Annotated in this window: 18 protein-coding genes; 10 read left to right on the top strand and 8 right to left on the bottom strand. The window is 62.9% G+C overall.

Annotation, left to right across the window (positions count from 1 at the left end; all coding sequences use genetic code 11):
• Positions 1-4: 4 nt before the first annotated feature.
• The 3 genes from QA640_RS27955 to QA640_RS27945 form a co-directional block, all read right to left on the bottom strand.
• Complete coding sequence (locus QA640_RS27955) at positions 5-652, bottom strand: 3-oxoacid CoA-transferase subunit A (RefSeq protein ID WP_283036097.1); 648 nt, start codon at positions 650-652, stop codon at positions 5-7.
• Positions 653-729: 77 nt separating this feature from the next.
• Positions 730-1,344: a hypothetical protein gene (locus tag QA640_RS27950; RefSeq protein WP_283036096.1), complete on the bottom strand. Its 615-nt coding sequence runs from the start codon at positions 1,342-1,344 to the stop codon at positions 730-732.
• Positions 1,341-2,267, bottom strand: a complete 927-nt coding sequence (locus tag QA640_RS27945) for an alpha/beta hydrolase (protein ID WP_283036095.1) — start codon at positions 2,265-2,267, stop codon at positions 1,341-1,343. The genes QA640_RS27950 and QA640_RS27945 overlap by 4 nt, the downstream gene beginning before the upstream one ends.
• Positions 2,268-2,400: 133 nt before the next feature.
• Here QA640_RS27945 and QA640_RS27940 point away from each other — a divergent pair, with 133 nt between their 5' ends.
• Genes QA640_RS27940 through QA640_RS27925 form a run of 4 tightly spaced genes read left to right on the top strand, consistent with a single transcriptional unit; the run spans position 2,401 to position 6,672 of the window.
• On the top strand, positions 2,401-4,908 hold the full coding sequence (locus QA640_RS27940; protein WP_283036094.1) for an alpha/beta hydrolase: 2,508 nt from the start codon (positions 2,401-2,403) through the stop codon (positions 4,906-4,908).
• Positions 4,909-4,916: 8 nt separating this feature from the next.
• Positions 4,917-5,780, top strand: a complete 864-nt coding sequence (locus tag QA640_RS27935) for an alpha/beta hydrolase (RefSeq protein WP_283036093.1) — start codon at positions 4,917-4,919, stop codon at positions 5,778-5,780.
• Positions 5,781-5,806: 26 nt separating this feature from the next.
• Positions 5,807-6,154: a phasin gene (locus QA640_RS27930; protein WP_283036092.1), complete on the top strand. Its 348-nt coding sequence runs from the start codon at positions 5,807-5,809 to the stop codon at positions 6,152-6,154.
• A gap of 59 nt (positions 6,155-6,213) precedes the next feature.
• Positions 6,214-6,672, top strand: coding sequence for a potassium channel family protein (locus QA640_RS27925; RefSeq protein WP_283036091.1), 459 nt, complete (start codon positions 6,214-6,216; stop codon positions 6,670-6,672).
• On the opposite strand, the gene QA640_RS27920 is transcribed toward QA640_RS27925, so the two are convergent.
• The gene (locus QA640_RS27920; RefSeq protein WP_283036090.1) at positions 6,650-7,333 is read right to left on the bottom strand and encodes a helix-turn-helix domain-containing protein; all 684 of its coding nucleotides are present in this window, start codon (positions 7,331-7,333) and stop codon (positions 6,650-6,652) included. The two genes, QA640_RS27925 and QA640_RS27920, sit on opposite strands and share 23 nt — an antisense overlap.
• A 336-nt stretch (positions 7,334-7,669) precedes the next feature.
• Between QA640_RS27920 and QA640_RS27915 the strand changes: the two genes are divergently transcribed.
• Complete coding sequence (locus QA640_RS27915; protein WP_283036089.1) at positions 7,670-8,302, top strand: response regulator transcription factor; 633 nt, start codon at positions 7,670-7,672, stop codon at positions 8,300-8,302.
• Positions 8,303-8,470: 168 nt separating this feature from the next.
• Complete coding sequence (locus QA640_RS27910) at positions 8,471-8,803, top strand: response regulator (protein WP_283036088.1); 333 nt, start codon at positions 8,471-8,473, stop codon at positions 8,801-8,803.
• A gap of 120 nt (positions 8,804-8,923) precedes the next feature.
• Here the strand turns inward: QA640_RS27910 and QA640_RS27905 are convergent, their stop codons facing one another.
• Positions 8,924-9,508, bottom strand: coding sequence for an invasion associated locus B family protein (locus QA640_RS27905; protein WP_283036087.1), 585 nt, complete (start codon positions 9,506-9,508; stop codon positions 8,924-8,926).
• A 28-nt stretch (positions 9,509-9,536) separates the two neighbouring features.
• Entirely contained in the window at positions 9,537-10,424 is an 888-nt protein-coding gene (locus tag QA640_RS27900) for a dienelactone hydrolase family protein (RefSeq protein ID WP_283036086.1), read from the bottom strand.
• Positions 10,425-10,742: 318 nt separating this feature from the next.
• On the opposite strand from QA640_RS27900, the gene QA640_RS27895 reads away from it, so the two are divergent.
• The 4 genes from QA640_RS27895 to QA640_RS27880 all read left to right on the top strand — a co-directional run bounded on the left by QA640_RS27895 (position 10,743) and on the right by QA640_RS27880 (position 14,472).
• Positions 10,743-11,426 (top strand): YoaK family protein, encoded by a 684-nt coding sequence (locus QA640_RS27895; protein WP_283036085.1) that lies wholly within the window; start codon positions 10,743-10,745, stop codon positions 11,424-11,426.
• A complete protein-coding gene (locus tag QA640_RS27890) occupies positions 11,423-13,126 on the top strand; it encodes a SulP family inorganic anion transporter (protein WP_283036084.1) in 1,704 nt (567 codons plus the stop codon). Before QA640_RS27895 ends, QA640_RS27890 begins: the two co-directional genes overlap by 4 nt.
• 215 nt (positions 13,127-13,341) lie before the next feature.
• Entirely contained in the window at positions 13,342-13,776 is a 435-nt protein-coding gene (locus tag QA640_RS27885; RefSeq protein WP_283036083.1) for a hypothetical protein, read from the top strand.
• A 207-nt stretch (positions 13,777-13,983) separates the two neighbouring features.
• Complete coding sequence (locus QA640_RS27880) at positions 13,984-14,472, top strand: hypothetical protein (protein WP_283036082.1); 489 nt, start codon at positions 13,984-13,986, stop codon at positions 14,470-14,472.
• A 63-nt stretch (positions 14,473-14,535) separates the two neighbouring features.
• Here the strand turns inward: QA640_RS27880 and ppk2 are convergent, their stop codons facing one another.
• Together ppk2 and QA640_RS27870 are read right to left on the bottom strand one after the other, a co-directional pair.
• Positions 14,536-15,336: a polyphosphate kinase 2 gene (gene ppk2, locus QA640_RS27875; RefSeq protein WP_283036081.1), complete on the bottom strand. Its 801-nt coding sequence runs from the start codon at positions 15,334-15,336 to the stop codon at positions 14,536-14,538.
• A gap of 44 nt (positions 15,337-15,380) precedes the next feature.
• Positions 15,381-15,836, bottom strand: coding sequence for a hypothetical protein (locus QA640_RS27870; RefSeq protein WP_283036080.1), 456 nt, complete (start codon positions 15,834-15,836; stop codon positions 15,381-15,383).
• Positions 15,837-15,944 lie beyond the last annotated feature (108 nt).

Here is a 15,944-nt window from a genome sequence, read left to right as displayed (position 1 = left end):
GATCTCACCCGTTGGTGATGAGGAAATCGACGAGCGGCGCCGGCGTCACGACGTGATCGGGCGCGATGACGCCGACCGGCACGATGTTGTCCGCCGTGACGATGACGGTGTCGGCGGCCATCGCCATCACGGGATTGAAGTTGCGGGAGGTCAGGGCGTAGGCGAGGTTGCCGAGATAGTCGGCGAGAAAGGCATGGACCAGCGCGAACTGCGCCCGCAGCGCGGTCTCGAGCAGGAACGGCTTGCCGTCGACCTCGATCTGTCGCTTGCCTTCGGCGACCAGCGTGCCGACGCCGGTCGGGGTCAGAACGCCGCCGAGACCGCATCCGCCCGCGCGAATGCGCTCGACGAACGTGCCTTGCGGAATGAGATCGACGGCGATCTGGTCCGCCAGCATCTGCTGCTGCGCCTTCGGATTGAGGCCGATGTGGGTTGCGGTGAGACGCGATACCAGCGCGGCATCGAACAGCTTGCCGACGCCTTTGCCGGGCGTGGCTGCGTCATTGCAGATGAGCGAAAGCCTACCCTTCTGCTGCCGGACGACTTCATCGAGCAGGCGCTCCGGTGTTCCGACACCCATGAACCCGCCGACCATGACGCTCGCGCCCGCCGGGATCATTGCAACGGCTTCTTCGACGGAAACGGCCTTCATGGCGGCAACTCCGATGAAACGCGAGGACAGCAGCGAGCGGATGTTTGCCTTCTGTCATCGCCCTCCCTTGATTTGCATCAAGGCTTTTCATCATTTGAATCGCCGACGGCGATGCCGACGCTTTGCAGCATGTCGCGCCACAGCTTACGCACCTCGGCGTGACGCCGTTCGAGGGCCGGGTTGACGGCATCGCGATAGGGAACGAGGCTGGAGCCCTTCAAGAGCAGGATTTGCGCCTGAAGCAGACGGCCGCTTTCGAACTCGATGCGGCGCAGCGCCATCACAAAGGGATCCTCGGGATTTGCTTCCACCGGCAAGAGCGCCGCCGGCCGGATGCCGGCGTGCACGGCATGGGCGAGCGCTGCAAGTCCGGCCGCCACCGCCAGGTGCCAGTCCGAGATCTCATGGATCGGCACCGGATACCACGCGCTTTCCCAGGTCACGGCCATATAGCCCAGGCCCGGATCCGGCACCCAACTGGTCGCGCGCAGCAACAGCGACACGAGTTCGGTCTCGCGGTAAAACTGCGCGTTCAGCTCGGTCTGCCAGGCGGAGTCGAGCGTTGCGGGCAAGGTATACGCGAACTGTCGCGCCAGCGCCCCGTGGGCCGACATGAGAAACGCGGCGACGCGCGTCTGCTGGTGTGGTGGCACGCGGCCATCGGCATCGAGTGGACCGAAGAATTCACTCATGTCGGCGTCCTCAGCACGGGAATCGCACGCAGATGGTCGTAGCCTGCCGGAAACGGCGTGAGCTCGCCACCGGGCTCTTCCGGTGCGACCAAGACCGCCTTGTTGCCCTGCCAGCGTCCGGCGAGCACGTCTTGGGCGAAGCGCGCCAGCAGATCGGCGGTGAGGGCGCCCTTCTCGAGCGTGAAGGCATGATAGGCCCGCGGGATGATCACCAGCGAGTTGTTGGGGATTTCGAGCCGCAGGGTTTCGTGCAGTGCGCGCGGCGTCAGAAAGTCGAACTCGCCATTGAGAATCATGGTCGGGACTGTAATCGACGAGAGCTTCGGCGTCAGCGGCTGGAAGTCGAGAAAGGACTCCATCAGGTTCTGGAGCGCGTAGACGTCATTGACGAGCCAGCCCTGCCGCTTGACGCTGTCGAGCTTGTCCAGGAGCGGCTTCAGCCACTGGTCCGACAGGTTCATCGGCAGCAGCAGATCCTGAAGATAGCCGGTGCCGCCCAGGATCAGGCCGGTGCGCAAGGCGTTGCCGATCAGGAGCAGTTGTGGGGTGAGCTCCGCAAAGCAGCTCATCGGCACCAGGCCGGACAGCCGCTTGCCGTGCTCAATCGCGTAGCGCAGTGCAATGACTCCGCCGAAGCTGATGCCGCTGAGGAAGATCGGTCCATCGCCAAGCTGGCCGATCAGGCGATGAAGCGCGGTAACCTGGTCGTCCTGATTGATGTACAGGGCCGGCTTGTCTGAGCCGCCCTGGCCGAGCAGATCGAAGGTCGCGACGCGGAAATGCCGCGCGACCAGAGCCTCGCGATAGGCGCCCCAGAGCTCGGCATATTGCGTGAGGCCATTCACCAGGACATAGGCGGGGGCGTCCGGCGGCCCTTCGAGCTCATAGCGTATCCGGTATGAGCCGTGATTGAGGAAGGGCATTGCGACGACCGGCTGCCGTTTCTGACGGCTGCGATGTTCAATCTCTGGTCGGAGATTCCATTGAGCTAAATCAAAGCTTCTCCGAGCAACGATCTCTAGCGTTTTCGCAAAACACCGCCAGGAGGAATCCGCCATGACCGGGAGAGACGTCCTCAAACGTTGCTTCGTCAGCCTGATCCTGTTGCTGGTCGGCACAGCGCTCGCTGTCGCGCAACCCTTCACCCGCCGCTCGTCGCAGATGCAGCATGATGGGCTGAAGAAGACCTACGAGATCGCCAACTTCCGCCTCGGCGGCAAATACGATCTGTCCGATCCATCGAAATGGGAGAATGGCGGCGAGGGCGGCGTGACGCTGGAATCGCTCGGCGCCGGCAAGCTGCGCGCCTCGTACATCGCCGTCGGCAAGGCGCGGCGCAATGCCAATGACGAGATCACCAACGCCGTGGTCATCAACTCCTACTATTCGGGCGACTCCACCGACATGTTCGAGCAGTGGGTCAACGGGGCTGCCCTGTCAGGCGGCGTGCCCATCATCGGGCCGGGCCGGCCGATCGACACCGATCGCTATTTCGTCATCATGGTCGATCCGCTCGGCACCTGGGGCGCCAGCAAGCCATCCGACGGACTAGGCGTGAAATTCCCGCAATACAGCTACTTCGACATGGTGCAGGCGAACTACCGCCTGCTGCGCGATCATCTGAAGGTCGCGCGCGTGGCGCTCGTCACCGGCGTCTCCATGGGCGGCACGCAGACCTATGTCTGGGGCGTGATGCATCCGGAATATGTCAGCGCGATCATGCCGATCGGCGGCACCACGCAGTCCGATGCCGGCGACCCCGTCGGCAACTGGACCTTCCAGATGATGACGGCCGCGATCGAGTCCGACCCCGTGTGGCAATCCACGCACGGCGATTACTACAAGCTGCCCAAGGAGGAGCATCCGGTGCCGGGCGTTGCGTTCGGCTGGTCCATCCTTGGAATGACCGGGTACGACTTTGGCTATCGCACGACGCAGAATTTCACCGCGGTCCAGCCCGAGATCTTCTACTGGGATCCGCCAAATGCGAAGGCTGGGTTGAACGTCACCAACCGCGCCAAGCTCTATGATGCCGTCGATCTCGTCTGGCGCAACCGGGTCGGGGAAAAGCACAACATCAATGCCGATCTCGGCCGTATCCAGGCGCGCACGCTGGTGATGCACATCACCAATGACCTCTGGCTGAACTTCAAGCTCGCCCAGAAGGCGGTCGATCGTGTGCCCGGCGCAGACCTCATCGCCGAGGAAAGCCCGGTTGCCCATTATGGCGTCTTCCCGCTCATCAACAACCGCAAGAACGATCCGAAGTTCGTCGCCTTCATGGACGACGTCGCGAGCCTCGATCGTGCGCAACAGTTCGTCGACAAGAACTATCGCGTGCCGGGTGTCGCCGAGAATATCGATCTCAAGAAATCCTTCTGGAAGGAGTTCGTGACCTATCCCTACCCGGTCAAGTTCGCCAACGCCAAGGACAAGAGCGGCAACGCCTGGCAGATCGGCTACATGGATGAATATGCCGGCGCCGCCAAGGATCCGAAGGTTCTCGTCATCATCCATGGCAAGGGCGCGTTCGGCGGGCACTACGGTAACGTCATGCAGTATGCCTTGCGCAGCGGCTTGCGCGTGATCGTGCCCGACCTGCCGCATTATGGCATGTCCGGCCCTGGTAACCTCGACAAGAGCCCAGCCCGCACCATGCAGGACATGCGCGAGGTCATCTACGACCTCGTCGTCAACCAGCTCGGCGTCAAGAAGGCCTATTATCTCGGCCATTCGCTCGGCGGTCAGTTCGTCATGGGCTACGCCCTGACCTGGCCGGATGCGGTGCAGGGGCTCGCGCTAGAGGCGCCGTCCGGCCTCGAGGAATATCCGCGCGACATCACCATCGCCAAGGACAAGAAGGCCCGCCTGTTCGATCAGGCCTTCGACCACGACTTCGACAAGTGGAAGGCGACCTGGGACCAGACCGGTATTCTGGCCGCGGAGAAGGCGCGCGATGAGCAGAACATCCGCGACTTCTTCTATTTCAAGAAGCGTGATCCGAACACCGGCGCGGTGTCCGCGGCCAAGAGCGGGTATTTCTTCAGCGACAGCGAATATGCCCGCTTCCATACCGAGCAGCGCGTCGGGCTGACCAAGGGCAATCCCAAGGAGCTCGAGCAATGGTGCAACGTCTTCATCTACGACATCTACACGATCGGCTCTGAGCTCCAGCAGGATGACCCGAAGAACCTCTACGAGCGGCTCACCCAGATCAAGGCGCCGATCTTCCTCGCGTTTGGCGACAAGGAGCCCTTCATTCCGACGCCTGCCTTCAACGGGCTGACGGATCTGGGACGCGACGTCATCACGCCGTTCATGACGCGGATGACCAACGCCGGCAACCGGCCGATGCTCAAGATCTATCCGGAGACCGGGCACTTCATCCACACGGACAACCCGGTGGAATATTCTGCTGACGTCGTCGACTTCGTGACCAAGGGAACGGTCGACACCTCGTCGCCGCTCGGCACCGATCGCATGATCAAGGGGGCCGTGGTATCGGCCCTGCCGGTGGCGCCGACCCCGGCAGGTGCTGCGCCGACGGCCGGCCTGAACAAATAGGGCCGCTCATGCCAAGGGTGCAGGCGGGAGAGGTTCAGTTGAGCTGGCGAGAATGGGGAGAAGGCAACCTCACCGTCGTCTTCATCCACGGCAATCTCGCCAGCAAGGACTGGATCGAGCTCGCCGCGCCGATGTTTCCCTCTGGCCTGCGCGTGATCGGCATCGACTGGCGTGGCTGCGGCGACAGCGACCGGCCGAAACCTGCGGCCGATTATTCGAACTACTCGATGCAGCAGCATGCGCGGGACATGCTGGCGGCGCTCGATGCGCTGGGCGTCGGCTATTGCCACCTCGCCACGCATTCGACCGGCGGCATCATCGCCGCGCGCATGCTCCTGATGCAGCCGCAACGCTTCGGACGCGTGTTCGCGCTCGATCCGGTAACGCCGCTCGGCATGGCCTTCAATGCCGATCAGATCGGGCTTTTCCGCGCGATGATGGCGAGCAAGGAGCTGACGCGGACGGTGATGGCGACCGCTGCCTCCTCGCTGTTCGTGCCGGAGAGCATGGCGCCAAACGAAGTTCCCCGATTCCGCGACGGCGTAGAGGAAATCAAGGCGCTGTTCGACCGCATCGTCGAGCAGACCTTTGGCGTCTCCGAAGGCATCTGGATCGGGACGCCCGTCAATCTGACCCGGGAAAAGGAGAGCCGGGAGCTGGAGCGACGCATGGGCGAGATCCGGCATCCGCATCTGGTGCTGTGGGGCGAATGGGACGGCTGGATTCCGACCGCCGACCTGCGCGCCATGGCCGAGGCGATGCCGGACTGCCGGCTGGTCGTGGTGCCCCGCGTCGGGCATTCGATGAATCTCGAGCTGCCGGCCCTGTACGCCGGCTATTTCGGCGCCTGGTTTGGGGGACTTGCCGCATAATTGGAAACGAGCACGGGAGCAGAGCCATGGCTGAGATCAATCCGTCCGCCGAGAAATTCCGCACGATGCTGGGCGAAGCGCTCGGACGTCTGCGCAAGGCCAATGCAGAATATTTTGAGCTGCTGGAGAAAGGCCTGAGCTCCTCGCCGCTGCCGATCGCGAGCCAGGCCAAGGAGTTCTGCGATCATATGCAGCGCAACGTCAACGCGACGTTCGATCTCGGCGACAAGCTCATCCAGGCCAAGGATATGCAGGACGCACTCAAGATCCAGTCCGAGTTCTTCCAGGACCAGATGCGCTCGCTGACCGACCAGGCCAGGAACATGGGCGAGTCCGCGATGAAGGCGGCGAGCGGCATGTTCCCGAAGGCATAGATGAAGTCTCTTGCGGCGGAGGCCGGACCCTCCGCCACTTGCCGAAACGGGACAGGATGATGGCGCTTCAATTCCTGGTCGGCACCGTCATCAGCCTCGTCAACATCATGATTCACGCGCTCGTGACCGTCGCCGCCATCGGCATCGCACGCGCGGCGGGGCTACGGCACACGGCGCGGCCGCGATCGCATCTGATGGCCGTGATGGTGGCGACGGCGGCCGCCCTGATGGTGGCCCACACGCTCGAGATTCTCGTCTGGGCGCTCGCTTACCGGTTGGTCGGCGCGGCGCCAGCTGGCAGCGAGCTGCTCTATTTCGCCTTCGTCAACTACACCACGCTCGGCTATGGCGACATCACCCCGGTTCCGCAATGGCGGCTGGTCGGCCCGATGACCGCGATGAACGGCATCCTGCTTTTCGGCTGGTCGACCGCCGTCCTGTTCGAGGTGCTGCGCAAGACCCTGGAGCACCTCGCGGCGCTCAAGGCCAAAGGTTTCAGTTCTGAAGATCGAGGCTAGCGAGTTGCTGGCGGTCCAGGAGAACGATCTGGCGCTGGGTGTTGCCGACGAAGCCGAGGATGCCAAGCCCGTGCAGATGCGATATGGCGCGCGAGACGGTCTCCAGCGTCAGTCCGAGATAGTCGGCGATATCGCGCCGCGACATCGGCAACGCCAGGACGCCTGCGGCAGTTAGCCGCGTATCCATCTCGATCAGGAAGGCGGCGACCCGCTCCAGCGACGTCTTGCGGCCGAGCAGCAGCATATGATCTTCCGCATGCTGTAAATTGGTCGTGGTCATGCGGAGTAGGTTCTTGGCTACCACGACATCGCTCTCGGCCACGGTCTCCAGGCTCTGCCGCTTGATCAGGCGGACGGTGGTGTCGATGACGGCTTCCGCGGTGAAGCGATGGGAGCTGCCGTTCTCCAGCCCGAAGACATCGCCGGCGAGGTGAAAGGCGCCGATCTGACGGCGTCCGTCCGACAGCAGCTTGTAGCTTCGCACCGCGCCGGATTTGACCTGATAGATGTACTCGGCCGGCTCTTTCTCGCCGTAGATTTCATTGCCTTTCTTGTAGGTAAATTCGTTTAAACTGACCAGCGGATTTGAATCGCTTGTCATTCCGAGGTCGCTAAGTGAATGGGGGCGGGGCAGCGGATCAGTCGTGATGCGCACAAACATAGCCAACTCCTCAATCCATTCGCTGAATTGGTCTCAGGCGATCGCTTGCGAGGAATGCGCCGCGCTATCTCACTCCCGCTTGGGTTGAGATACGACGAAGGATGCATTTCCAGCTATTGGCACAAGGGCCATTGTACCAAAGGACAGGCACGGCAATATCTTGCACGGAATGAGAAATAGTGATTGTCGCAAGGTGCATTTTTGAGACTTTCCGCTCTGGCGGTGGGTTGTGGGTAATGCCCGCTATCATCCATATGGATGAGTTCGTCGCCGATTGACCTTGCGCTTCAACGCAACAGAATGCCCAATCGCGATCGTTGCGGCTAAGAGGTGAAATTGCCCGGGCTGGTTCATGTGGTGGATGATGATGCGTCGTTTCGGACGGCGATCGAACGCCGGCTGAAGCTTGCTGGCTACGAGGTCGTGACCTATGCCTCTGCACAAGAGCTGCTGGATCGTTTGCCTGATCCTGACAGGCTGGGATGCGTTCTGCTCGACGTGCAGATCCCGGGACTGAGTGGTCCGGAGCTGCAAACCCGACTCATCGAGCTGGGCTCGACGCTGCCGATCGTCTTCCTCACCGGACACGCCGATACGGCAACGACGGTACGGGCCATCAAGGCCGGCGCCGAGGATTTCCTGACCAAGCCGGTGCCATCGGAGCAGTTGATCGACGCCATCGAACGCGCCATAGCTCGCCATGAAGCCGCGCGCAGCCAGCGCAGCAGACGGGAGTCACTCAGGGCGCTCGTCGCTGCGCTGACGCCGCGCGAGCGGCAGGTGTTCGATCTGATCGTGCGCGGCAAGATCAACAAACAGGTTGCCTACGAGCTCGGAACTACCGAGCGCACCGTGAAGGCGCACCGCCATCAAGTGATGGAAAAGATGCAGGTTCGTTCACTTGCGGAACTGGTCGCGATTGCGGAGCGGCTCGGCGTGCTCGATCCCAAGGGTGGCCCGCGCGGGTAACCGTGATTACGGCAGCGCGCTTATACTCAGGAACAATATGAAATGTGAATGACGGCGTGCTCTATGGAGTGCGTAACTGGCTCTGTTTGGCTTTTCCTCCGGATCATCAGAGGGCCGACCATCTTGTCCATGCGCGCGCCCGTTTTCGTTGTCGATGACGATTTGTCGATGCGCATCAGCATCAAACGCCTGCTGCGCGAACATGGCTTCATGACTTTGCTCTTCGAGTCGGGGGCTGCGCTGTTCGATCACTCCGATCTCCACAACGCCATCTGCATCATCATCGATATCGATCTGAACAACGAATCCGGCATCGACCTGCGGCGGCGGCTCACCGACGAGGGCGTCAGGACGCCGGTCGTCTACATCACCGGTAACGACAATGCGGCCAATCGGTCGGCCGCGATCGAGTCAGGATGTCTTGCCTATCTGACGAAACCGTTCTCGGCCTGGTCGCTCATCGACCCGGTGGAACGCGCCCGGCTGGCGCGGGCTAGCTAGCGCCCCAATCATGGCATTATGCCGGTGATTTGCCCGACGTGTCAAACCATTTCGTAAAATCCGCAAAGCGTCGCGCCGACCATCGTGACTCCTTTGCATGGGGTTGTTTTCGATATTTTGCTACTCGTCGATGTCCTGCTCCAGCGTCTTTGCCGGTGCCCCCTTGTGAACGGCGGCGAATTGCGTCAGCGGCATCGAGGTCGTGAGTGCCAGAAGGTTGGAATCGACGACCTCCAGGACCAGCGTCTCTCCTGCTTCCATCTCCTTGATAATTTTGGGATCTGCGACGTCGGCCGCGATGCAGGCATTGGTGAGGCACCAGCTGTAGGGCAGCTGGTAGGAGCTGCCCTGGTCGACGGTCAGCTTGGCGGGGTGTTGCAGGTACATGCCGACAGGCACGAACAATTGCAGCCGTGCCGTTCGATCGCCTTCGCGCTCGATCAGGTCGAGGCGCACCGCCGTTTGCCCGGTCGGAAACTTGCCGGTGATCGAGGTCCGGCACAGCGTCGGCGTCCCGCCTGCCTTGAAGCAGAGCTTTTGCCAATCTCCGTAGGTGATGTCCTTGGCCTCGCGCTGGCCCCGCGTTGCGGCTTCGGCGGGCTTGTCGATTTTCGCGTTCTGCCGTGCGGCGGCGTCAGGAGTGGTCGTGACGACAGCGATGGCGGCGACCAGAACACCCGCGAGACAATGACGAGCCTTGACCATGGTTTTCGCCTCCCTCGGATCCTTCCGATCATTTCTGTGCGTCAAGAAACTTCGTCACCAGCGGCGACCAGATCGGGACCGCGGCGGGCGAGCCGATGAAGAAGTGTCCTTCGGTGCCGAAGGGTGGCATCAGATGGTACTCGGCCTTGCCGCCGGCGGCGACGAAAGCCTCGTGCATGCGCCTGGCCAGAACCGGGCCGAAATACGTATCGTTCTCGATGTAGATCCACAGCATCGGCACGCGCGCGGTGCGGCCGAATTCACCGGTCTGTGCGACGAGCTTGTCGGGCGCGCAATTGTGGTTCGGCTTGCCGCCGACCCGGCCGCCCCGGCCGCCGGCAAAAACGATCATGGCTTTCACCTGAGACGGGTTCAGGCTCGACAACGCGATCGCGGCCCAGCCACCGGCGGATTGGCCGACGACAATGACGTCCTTCGGCACGATGCGTTTTTCAGCGGCCATATAGTCAATGATCCAGAGATCGACCTGTGCAACGGCGAGCCCGGGATCGCGGAAGTTCGGATTGGTGCATTTGCCGACCTTGGAAAAGAACGGGCCGTAGATCCCGCGTTCGGGGGTATCGATGGCCGAGGCGCCATATCCGGTGCCGACGGGCGCCACCACGAGATAGCCGCTTCGCGCAAACCATTTGGCGGCGTCGCGGAACTCCACCAATGGAAAGAAGCTGCGATCGACCGGGTTGAGCGAGACGCCGTGATTCATGATCGCGAGCGGGAACGGGCCATCCCCAACCGGGCGCACGACATAGGCGAACATCGGAAGCGGCAAAGGGAGGGCCCAGATCTCTTCCTGGATGCGAACCTCGTCCGCGGCACGCGCCGGCACAACGAAAGCGGTGAGAAAGAGCAGGGTTGCCGCAAAATGCCTGATAGTCGCGCCAGCGAGCAGTCGCATCCCGATCTCCCTCAGCCTGCAAAAGTGGCGGCCACGATGATTGGCCCGAGCGGACGCGGTGCCGATGACAGAGGACTGCGTTAGCGCACCGGCGGCTATGCCGGAAGCCGTGCCGGGAGCAAGCTTAAAGCTGAAAGCGAACGCCAGCACGATGATGAGCCCGGTCCCGCCGAGTGTTCATGGACGCATTTCCCGCGGCACGTTTGCCGCGATCTCATGCTCGAAATCCGGGAATTGCTTGATCCAGATCAAACCTCGCCGATGGTAAGGCGCTGCCTATGCGACCATGTGCGAGCTGCGACAGGCGACATCCCGGACATGAGCTCAGTGAACATCGCCGCCGGTTCGTCGATTCGCCGCGATGAAACGGTCGAGATCGTGCTGCTGCTCGCGTTCGCCGGCGGCTATATCGACGCCTATACCTGGACTATCCATGGCGTGATGGCCAACGCCCAGACCGCCAACCTGATCTTCCTCTGGGTCTACGGCATCGCCGGCGATTGGCAAAGAGCGGTTCACTTCGTTCCGCCGATACTGGCCTTTGCGGTCGGGATGGTGATCGCAGCATGGTTGCGGCGCGCCACGGAGGAGCGGGCAAGCGCGATCAGCACGTTGATCGAGATCCTGCTGCTGATCGCGATCGGCATTCTGCACAACAGATTGCCGGATCTTGCCGGCACCCTCGGCATCTCTTTCGTTGCTGCTATGCAGGCCGCGATGTTCACCAAGGTCGAAGGTGTGGTTTGCAGCACGGTGATGATCACCGGCAATATGCGGCAGGGGATCGAGGCGGTGTTTGCCGCGGTTTCAGGCGGCGCACCGCTCGGGACGTTGCGTCGCTCGGGTATATTCGGCGCCTTGTGTGCCGTTTTCGGCTTCGGAGCCGCCGTCGGCGCCTTTGCCACCAAGACGATGCCCAATCTCGCGCTCGCCATTCCCGTGATCGCGCTGTTGGTCGTGCTGCTCCGCTGCGAGGCCGGGCAACCGGAGGCATGCGCATGAATGGACGGGCCGAGCCGCGCGCGGGCAGGATGCGGTTCTTTCCGCCGTCCGGCTGGCTCAAAGCCTATAGCGGCGAGTGGCTCGCCTCGGACGCGATCGCTGGCGTCACGCTCGCCGCCTACGCCATTCCGGTCTCGCTCGCCTATGCTGCATTGGCCGGCCTGGCGCCGCAGGTCGGCGTCTACGGCTATCTGCTCGGCGGCATCGGCTATGCGCTGCTCGGCTCGTCGCGGCAGCTCGCGGTCGGCCCGACCTCGGCGATCTCGTTGATGATCGCCGGCACCGTCGGCGCGCTCGCCGGCGGCGACGCCGTGCGATACGCGCAGATTGCGAGCCTCGCAGCCTTCGCGGTGGCGGTGTTGTGCTTTGTCGCCTGGCTGTTCAAGCTCAGCGTTCTCGTCCGCCTGGTCAGCGACAGCATTTTGGTCGGTTTCAAGGCCGGTGCCGGGCTTACCATCATCATGAGCCAGTTGCCGAGCCTGTTCGGCGTCGCCGGCGGCGGCCACAACTTTTTTGACCGTACCATCAAGCTTGCTGGCCAGCTTGGCGAGATCAATCTCCTCATCCTGGCGATCGGCGCGGTCGCGCTCGTGCTCCTCCTGCTTGGCGAGCGGTTTTTGCCGGGGAGGCCCGTGGGCATTACGGTCGTCGCGCTGTCGATCATCGTGGCGACGCTCCTGGGCTTTCCGTCCCATGGTGTCCCGGTCACGGGCAAGATTCCCGAAGGGCTGCCTGCGATTGGGCTGCCGACATTTGGTCTTCTCGAATTCGACGACCTGTTTCCGCTTGCGGCAGGATGCGTGCTGCTGGCCTACATTGAAGGCGTTTCGGCGGCGCGGAGCTTCGCCGCCAAGTACGGCTATGGCCTCGACGTGCGACAGGAGTTTCTGGGGCTGGGCGCCGCGAACCTCGCTGCCGCCTTCGGGCACGGCTACCCCGTTGCCGGCGGCCTGTCGCAATCCGCGGTCAATGACAGCGCCGGCGCGCGGACGCCATTGGCGCTGGTCATCTGCTCGGTGACGCTCGGGCTGTGCCTGCTGTTCTTCACTGGGCTGCTGACCAACCTGCCCAAGGCGGTGCTCGCGGCCATCGTCTTGGCGGCCGTCTACAAGTTGGTGGACGTCCGCGCGCTCCTGCGGATGTGGCAAGTCAGCCGTATCGACTTCTATGCCGCTGCGATCGCGCTGGTGTCGGTGCTGCTGCTCGGTATCCTGCAAGGCATCCTGCTGGCCTCGATTGCCTCGATCTTCCTGCTGCTGGCGCGCGCGTCGCAGCCGAACGTGGCGTTCCTCGGCCGGCTGCCCGGCAGCGGCCGTTACTCCGACAGCGCGAGACACCAAGGCGTCGAGCCGCTGGTCGGCGTCATCGCGTTCCGGCCCGAAGCCTCGCTGCTTTACATCAATGCCGAGACGATCCTGGATACGGTCCTTATCGCGCTCGAGAGGTCGCCGGACATCCGGCTCGTCGCATGCGATCTCTCGGCGTCGCCCTATATTGATCTCGCCGGGGCGCGCATGTTGCACGATCTCTATGACGAGCTCGCGACCCGCCGCGTCGCCTTCTGCATCGTCGGTGCGCATGCGCAGCTGCGCGATCTGTTGCGCGCCGAAGGGCTCGCGGAGAAGACTGATAGCGGCCAGTGGCTGCGCTCGCTCGACAGCGTTCTTGGCGAAACCAACGCCGCTCAAAGCACGATCTGATCTCGCGACCTGCCTTCCATCGATCACGGCCCCGTGTTGCATCGCGAAGCAAGTTCATGCATCGCCTCCCTCGTGTGCGACCGTTGACTTGGATCAATGGCGCAACCGGCGCTGCTCTCACGATCCGGCGACGCCTTTGTCCTGGGCGATAGAGAGAGATTGTCGCGATGACCTGGCTCAATAGTTTGAGGTCAAACCAAAGGGGAACGAAAGTCATGAGAAAATGTGCCATCCGCGCCGCTCTGGTCGCCGTGCTCGCAGGCGTTGCCGGTTTCAGCACGCCGTCGCGCGCCGAGACAGGCCAGGTCGCCGTCGTTTTCACCAAGGGCGGACTGATCATCGGGGTCGGCGGCGGCGAGGGTGTGCTGACTTTGCGAGGCAAGCACTATCCGTTTACGGTCTCTGGCATGAGCGTTGGCTTCACGGTCGGGGCATCGACGACCAAGTTTGTCGGCCGCGCTCTCAACCTGAAGGGGCCGCAGTCCATCGAAGGCTCCTACGCGGTGGGCGGAGCAGGGGGCGCCGTTGCCGCGGGCGCCGGAGCGGTTCAGCTGCAAAATGCCAACGGCGTGATCCTGCAACTCAGCGGCCCGAAAGTAGGCGCGGAGGTTTCGGCCGCAGTCGGTGGCGTCACGATCCGGTTGAAATAGACGTTGAGGATCCGGCCGCGGATGCGCGGCCGGATCTCGCGCGCATCCGACCGATCAGTCGCGCGGTTCAAAAGCTCCGGTTCCGTTGATTTAGTTAGGTCAAGCCTGAACGGGAAGGGCGCTCGACGCTACCGTCGGGTGCCAATCGCAGTCGCGCGGCATCACCGAAGAGCGAATGACGGCACCCCAATCAATGGAGGAGATGCCATGCTTCGTTATCTTCTTGCTGCTCTTGCTGTCTTCGTTGTTGTCACCGCCAGTCTCATTCCCGACGATGCTCTCGCTCGCCGCGGCGGAGGCGGTGGCGGCTTCCGCGGTGGCGGCGGCTTCCATGGCGGTGGAATGCGTGCGGGCGGCTTTCACGGCGGAGGTTATCGGGGCGGCGCCGTCCATGCGGGTCGTATCCACGGCGGTCGCGGCTATCGCGTCGCCGGAGGTCCGCGGCCGAGTCATCCGATAGCCGGTCGTCCGGGCCGCCCGATCGCGGGCCGGCCAGGTCGTCCGATTGCCGGCTATCCAGGACGTCCGGTCGCAGGCTACCCCGGATATCGTCCCGGCTATGGTTGGGGCGCTGCCGCCGTTGGAGCCGCAGCAGCGGGCGCTTACGGCGCTTACGGCTATTACAACAACAACGGCTGCTATCAGGACGGCTACGGGAACTGGGTCTGCCCGCAGCAATATCCCTATGGCTATTGAGGCACAGGACCTACAGCCTCATCAATCATGTCATCAGGCCGCCTGTTCGGCGGCCTGATCGCCTCAATATCGCTCCGCAACGAAATTCATGCCCTTCAGGCTGGCCTGATCGTTGTAGCGTCCCTTGTTGGAGCGCCTCGGCAGCTTGACCTTGTCTTTCTTGACGCGCTTGTAGGGGATGGCGCTCAGGAGGTGGGCGATGCAATTCAGCCGCGCCCGTCGCTTGTCGTCGGAACGGATGATGTACCAGGGAGCGTGCTCCGTGCTCGTGGCCTTCAGCATGAGGTCGCGCGCCCGCGAATAATCGTACCAGCGACTGTACGAGTGCAGATCCATCGGGCTCAGCTTCCATTGCCGCACGGGATCGTCGATGCGGGCCCTGAAGCGGCGCTCCTGCTCGTCCATCCCGACCTCGAGCCAGATCTTGATCAGGATGATGCCGCCGTCGATGACGTATTGCTCCATCTGCGGGCAGAGCGAAAGGAAGCGCCGGTGCTCGGCAGGGGTGCAGAAGCCCATCACATATTCGACGCCGGCGCGGTTGTACCAGCTCCGGTCGAAGATCGCGATCTCGCCGCCGGCGGGGAACTGCTCCATGTAGCGCTGGAAGAAGAGTTGCGTCTTTTCGCGATCCGACGGGGCCGGCAGCGCAACGACGCGGAAGACACGCGGACTGACCTTCTCGGTGATCGCCTTGATCGTGCCGCCTTTGCCGGCAGCATCGCGGCCTTCGAACAGGACGATGACCCGGAGCTTGTTCGCCCTCACATAGTCTTGGAGATGACACAGCTCGACTTGGAGCTTCTCCAGCTGCTTCTCATAGTCCTTGCGCTTCATTCGTTCCGCAGGTTCGTCCTTGGCCATGCCTGTCCTCTCGCTGCTTCAGCCCCGACGCGGCCAAACGGCCGTCAATCGTCCCCCCAGGAGATGGTGACACCGATGTCGCCGGGGACGCCGCCGGGGAAATCGATGATCTGGTAGGCGATGCGATAGCCGCGCGGCTTCAGATGGTCGGTCCAGAGCTGGAAGATTTCCTTGGGGATGCCGGTCAGGGTGTTTTCCCAACCCTTTTCCCGCTGGTTGATGGCGCGGCCCTTGTCGGTGCACAGCGTGTTGGGAAAGCGATAGACCTGCACTTCGGTCAGGCCGTTTCGTACCGCACGCTGGATGATGGTCGAGGCGAGCTTGATCTTCTCCTCCTCGGTCTTGCCGGACGGCTTGCCAAGCCGCTCGATCAGGGCGCGTTTCTCCGTTTCGGCGGCGGCGGCGAGGCGGGCATACTCCTCGGCCTTCTCGGCTTCCTTGAGGGCGGCTTCCTTGCGGATCTGCGTGGCACTGGGAATGAGATCATCGAGGCCGGGCATGGCGGACGTCTCCTGGATGGTTGCTTGCACGTCGACGTTCGCGGAAGGCTAGGCCGGGCGGGGGGCGTTCCCTTGATTCAAATCAAGCAAAGTCGCATCCTGCTACCC

The sequence above is a fragment of the Bradyrhizobium sp. CB82 genome (assembly GCF_029714405.1).
Classification (GTDB): Bacteria; Pseudomonadota; Alphaproteobacteria; order Rhizobiales; family Xanthobacteraceae; genus Bradyrhizobium.
Note: the sequence above shows the minus strand (reverse complement) of the source record. Positions and strands in the feature narration are given on the sequence as shown.